The 5,415-nt window shown below is 56.2% G+C and carries 3 rRNA genes; all 3 read right to left on the bottom strand.

Annotated features, from left to right (window positions below):
- Positions 1 to 7 precede the first annotated feature (7 nt).
- Positions 8 to 124: ribosomal RNA gene (gene rrf / locus NX1_RS34640) — 5S ribosomal RNA — on the bottom strand.
- A gap of 112 nt (positions 125 to 236) precedes the next feature.
- A 23S ribosomal RNA gene (locus NX1_RS34635) occupies positions 237 to 3,370 on the bottom strand.
- 325 nt (positions 3,371 to 3,695) lie between these two features.
- Positions 3,696 to 5,214 (bottom strand): 16S ribosomal RNA (locus tag NX1_RS34630).
- The 16S, 23S and 5S rRNA genes sit together here, the layout of an rRNA operon.
- Between the last annotated feature and the right edge of the window lie 201 nt (positions 5,215 to 5,415).

The raw sequence follows: 5,415 nt of genomic DNA, 5'->3' as shown, positions 1-5,415 counted from the left end.
AAGGATGTTCCGGCGGTGTCCTACTCTCCCACACCCTGTCGAGTGCAGTACCATCGGCGCAGGTGGCCTTAGCTTCCGGGTTCGGAATGGGACCGGGCGTTTCCCCACCGCTATAGCCGCCGTAACTCTATGAAACTATCCACAAACAGCGCACACACCACCCTTGGTCGGGGTTGTTGCGGCTGCAGTGTCTGTGTGTTGTTTCAGATACCGCACAGTGGACGCGTAGCTTCTTCGTTGGTAAGTCCTCGGCCGATTAGTACCAGTCACCTCCACACGTTACCGTGCTTCCAGTTCTGGCCTATCAACCCCATGGTCTGTGGGGGGCCTTACCCCCTCGAGGGGGTGAGAAACCTCATCTTGGAACAGGCTTCCCGCTTAGATGCTTTCAGCGGTTATCCCTTCCGAACGTAGCTAACCAGCGGTGCCCTTGGCAGGACAACTGGCACACCAGAGGTTCGTCCGTCCCGGTCCTCTCGTACTAGGGACAGCCTTCCTCAAGTTTCTGACGCGCGCGGCGGATAGAGACCGAACTGTCTCACGACGTTCTAAACCCAGCTCGCGTGCCGCTTTAATGGGCGAACAGCCCAACCCTTGGGACCTACTCCAGCCCCAGGATGCGACGAGCCGACATCGAGGTGCCAAACCATCCCGTCGATATGGACTCTTGGGGAAGATCAGCCTGTTATCCCCGGGGTACCTTTTATCCGTTGAGCGACACCGCTTCCACTTGCCGGTGCCGGATCACTAGTCCCGACTTTCGTCCCTGCTCGACATGTCTGTCTCACAGTCAAGCTCCCTTGTGCACTTGCACTCGACACCTGATTGCCAACCAGGCTGAGGGAACCTTTGGGCGCCTCCGTTACATTTTGGGAGGCAACCGCCCCAGTTAAACTACCCACCAGGCACTGTCCCTGAACCAGATCATGGTCCGAGGTTAGAGGTCCAATACGATCAGAGTGGTATTTCAACGACGACTCCACGAACACTGGCGTGCCCGCTTCACAGTCTCCCACCTATCCTACACAAACCGTACCGAACACCAATACCAAGCTATAGTGAAGGTCCCGGGGTCTTTTCGTCCTGCCGCGCGTAACGAGCATCTTTACTCGTAATGCAATTTCGCCGAGTCTGTGGTTGAGACAGCAGAGAAGTCGTTACGCCATTCGTGCAGGTCGGAACTTACCCGACAAGGAATTTCGCTACCTTAGGATGGTTATAGTTACCACCGCCGTTTACCGGGGCTTAAATTCTCAGCTTCGCGCCGAAGCGCTAACCGGTCCTCTTAACCTTCCGGCACCGGGCAGGCGTCAGTCCGTATACATCGTCTTACGACTTCGCACGGACCTGTGTTTTTAGTAAACAGTCGCTTCTCTCTGGTCTCTGCGACCACCACCAGCTCACGGGGCAAGCCCGGTCACCAGCGTTGGTCCCCCTTCTCCCGAAGTTACGGGGGCATTTTGCCGAGTTCCTTAACCACAGTTCTCTCGATCGCCTCGGTATTCTCTACCTGACCACCTGTGTCGGTTTGGGGTACGGGCCGTGTACCAACTCACTAGAGGCTTTTCTCGGCAGCATAGGATCACTGAATTCGCCTCAATCGGCTACGCATCACCTCTCAGGATATGTGCAACACGGATTTGCCTATGTCGCTCCCTACAGGCTTACACCAGTACAACCACTGACTGGCCCAGCTACCTTCCTGCGTCACCCCATCGCTTGACTACTACAGCCAGGGTCCCATGCAGCCCCATCACGTTCCCCGAAGGGAATCGATCCGGTTTTGGATGGTTAGCACAACTGCCTCGCCATTGGGCGCGGATACACGGGTACGGGAATATCAACCCGTTGTCCATCGACTACGCCTGTCGGCCTCGCCTTAGGTCCCGACTCACCCTGGGCGGATTAACCTGGCCCAGGAACCCTTGGTCATTCGGCGGACGAGTTTCTCACTCGTCTTTCGCTACTCATGCCTGCATTCTCACTCCCGCAGCCTCCACAACTAGTTCACACTGCTGCTTCCCTGGCTACAGGACGCTCCCCTACCCAGCCACACCACTGCACCACCCTCCGTAGAAGATGGCGGATGTATTGTGCGACTGCCGCGGCTTCGGCGGTGTACTTGAGCCCCGCTACATTGTCGGCGCAGGATCACTTGACCAGTGAGCTATTACGCACTCTTTCAAGGGTGGCTGCTTCTAAGCCAACCTCCTGGTTGTCTTCGCGACCCCACATCCTTTTCCACTTAGTACACGCTTAGGGGCCTTAGCCGGCGATCTGGGCTGTTTCCCTCTCGACTACGAAGCTTATCCCCCGCAGTCTCACTGCCACGCTCTCACACACCGGCATTCGGAGTTTGGCTGACTTCGGTAAGCTTGTGGGCCCCCTAGGCCATCCAGTAGCTCTACCTCCGGCGTGAAACACGTGACGCTGCACCTAAATGCATTTCGGGGAGAACCAGCTATCACGGAGTTTGATTGGCCTTTCACCCCTACCCACAGCTCATCCCCTCAGTTTTCAACCTAAGTGGGTTCGGGCCTCCACGACGTCTTACCGTCGCTTCACCCTGGCCATGGGTAGATCACTCCGCTTCGGGTCTAGAACATGCGACTGACAACGCCCTATTCGGACTCGCTTTCGCTACGGCTACCCCACACGGGTTAACCTCGCCACATGCCACTAACTCGCAGGCTCATTCTTCAAAAGGCACGCCATCACCCACAACACACTCAAGTGTTCGCAGGCCCTGACGGATTGTAAGCGCACGGTTTCAGGTACTATTTCACTCCCCTCCCGGGGTACTTTTCACCTTTCCCTCACGGTACTAGTCCGCTATCGGTCACCAGGGAGTATTCAGGCTTACCGGGTGGTCCCGGCAGATTCACAGCAGATTTCACGGGCCCGCTGCTACTCGGGAACTCACTACAACAGAGCATGAATTTTCGCTTACCGGACTCTCACCGTCTACGGTTGGCCGTCCCAGACCAATTCAGCTAACCCACACTTTTCTGACTGTTGCTCGCCACGGCAGTGACAAGAAAATGAGCCCCACAACCCCACGAACGCAACGCCTGCCGGCTATCACACGCCCATGGTTTAGCCTCATCCGCTTTCGCTCGCCACTACTCACGGAATCACTATTGTTTTCTCTTCCTGTGGGTACTGAGATGTTTCACTTCCCCACGTTCCCTCCACACACCCTATATATTCAGATGCGGGTAACACGACATCACTCGTGCTGGGTTTCCCCATTCGGAAATCCTCGGATCTCAGCTCGGTTGACAGCTCCCCGAGGCTTATCGCAGCCTCCTACGTCCTTCATCGGCTCCTGGTGCCAAGGCATCCACCGTACGCTCTTAAACACTTACAAACAAAGATGCTCGCGTCCACTGTGCAGTTCTCAAACAACACACCCACTCGAAATCTGATCTCGAAGCCAGCCAGAGCAAAACCCTGCGGTACTAACCGAAGATCCGAGCGGATCGTCTTTTTGCCTGGAAAGAACGTCTGTTCTTTCAGGACCCAACAGTGTGTCGATATATCTCCACCGTCCAGCCACATGGGGCCAAACATTCATGCAGAGAGGTTGCCAGCGTTCCACCCATGAGCGTCCGCAGTCCCACAGTCGGGGACTAAACGGTCTCTGGCACAACCACGCTCGACTGTTCGAGGCGCTGTGCAGAAGTGCTCCTTAGAAAGGAGGTGATCCAGCCGCACCTTCCGGTACGGCTACCTTGTTACGACTTCGTCCCAATCGCCAATCCCACCTTCGACGGCTCCCTCCCACAAGGGGTTAGGCCACCGGCTTCGGGTGTTACCGACTTTCATGACGTGACGGGCGGTGTGTACAAGGCCCGGGAACGTATTCACCGCAGCGTTGCTGATCTGCGATTACTAGCGACTCCAACTTCACGGGGTCGAGTTGCAGACCCCGATCCGAACTGAGACCGGCTTTAAGGGATTCGCTCCACCTCACGGTATCGCAGCCCTCTGTACCGGCCATTGTAGCATGTGTGAAGCCCTGGACATAAGGGGCATGATGACTTGACGTCGTCCCCACCTTCCTCCGAGTTGACCCCGGCAGTCTCTCACGAGTCCCCGCCATTACGCGCTGGCAACATAAGATAAGGGTTGCGCTCGTTGCGGGACTTAACCCAACATCTCACGACACGAGCTGACGACAGCCATGCACCACCTGTACACCGACCACAAGGGGGCCTACATCTCTGCAGGTTTCCGGTGTATGTCAAACCCAGGTAAGGTTCTTCGCGTTGCATCGAATTAATCCACATGCTCCGCCGCTTGTGCGGGCCCCCGTCAATTCCTTTGAGTTTTAGCCTTGCGGCCGTACTCCCCAGGCGGGGTACTTAATGCGTTAGCTACGGCACGGATCCCGTGGAAGGAAACCCACACCTAGTACCCACCGTTTACGGCGTGGACTACCAGGGTATCTAATCCTGTTCGCTACCCACGCTTTCGCTTCTCAGCGTCAGTTACTTCCCAGAGACCCGCCTTCGCCACCGGTGTTCCTCCTGATATCTGCGCATTTCACCGCTACACCAGGAATTCCAGTCTCCCCTGAAGTACTCTAGTCTGCCCGTATCGCCTGCAAGCTCACAGTTGAGCTGTGAGTTTTCACAGAAGACGTGACAGACCGCCTACAAGCTCTTTACGCCCAGTAATTCCGGACAACGCTCGCACCCTACGTATTACCGCGGCTGCTGGCACGTAGTTGGCCGGTGCTTCTTCTACAGGTACCGTCACTTGCGCTTCGTCCCTGTCGAAAGAGGTTTACAACCCGAAGGCCGTCATCCCTCACGCGGCGTCGCTGCATCAGGCTTTCGCCCATTGTGCAATATTCCCCACTGCTGCCTCCCGTAGGAGTCTGGGCCGTGTCTCAGTCCCAGTGTGGCCGGTCGCCCTCTCAGGCCGGCTACCCGTCGTCGCCTTGGTAGGCCATTACCCCACCAACAAGCTGATAGGCCGCGGGCCCATCTCGCACCGATAAATCTTTCCACCCGAAACCATGCAGTTCCAGGTCATATCCGGTATTAGACCCAGTTTCCCAGGCTTATCCCGAAGTGCGAGGCAGATCACCCACGTGTTACTCACCCGTTCGCCGCTCGTGTACCCCGAAGGGCCTTACCGCTCGACTTGCATGTGTTAAGCACGCCGCCAGCGTTCGTCCTGAGCCAGGATCAAACTCTCCGTTGAAGACTCTCGAAACACCCGAAGGTGAATCAGAAATATCTAAACTAGAGTCCGAAAACCTAGCAAAACCATCGCCAGCCGGAAATTAGCTGACTTAAATGTCCGACCCTCCACACGGGGAGTGGAAGAGCCGGAACCAAATTTCAAAATTTGGCACTGACATTCATCGACACACTATTGAGTTCTCAAAGAACACACGCACAC

This window comes from Nocardia xishanensis NBRC 101358, assembly GCF_001613365.1.
GTDB classification, from domain to species: domain Bacteria; phylum Actinomycetota; class Actinomycetes; order Mycobacteriales; family Mycobacteriaceae; genus Nocardia; species Nocardia xishanensis.
This window is presented reverse-complemented; position numbering and strand designations above follow the sequence as displayed.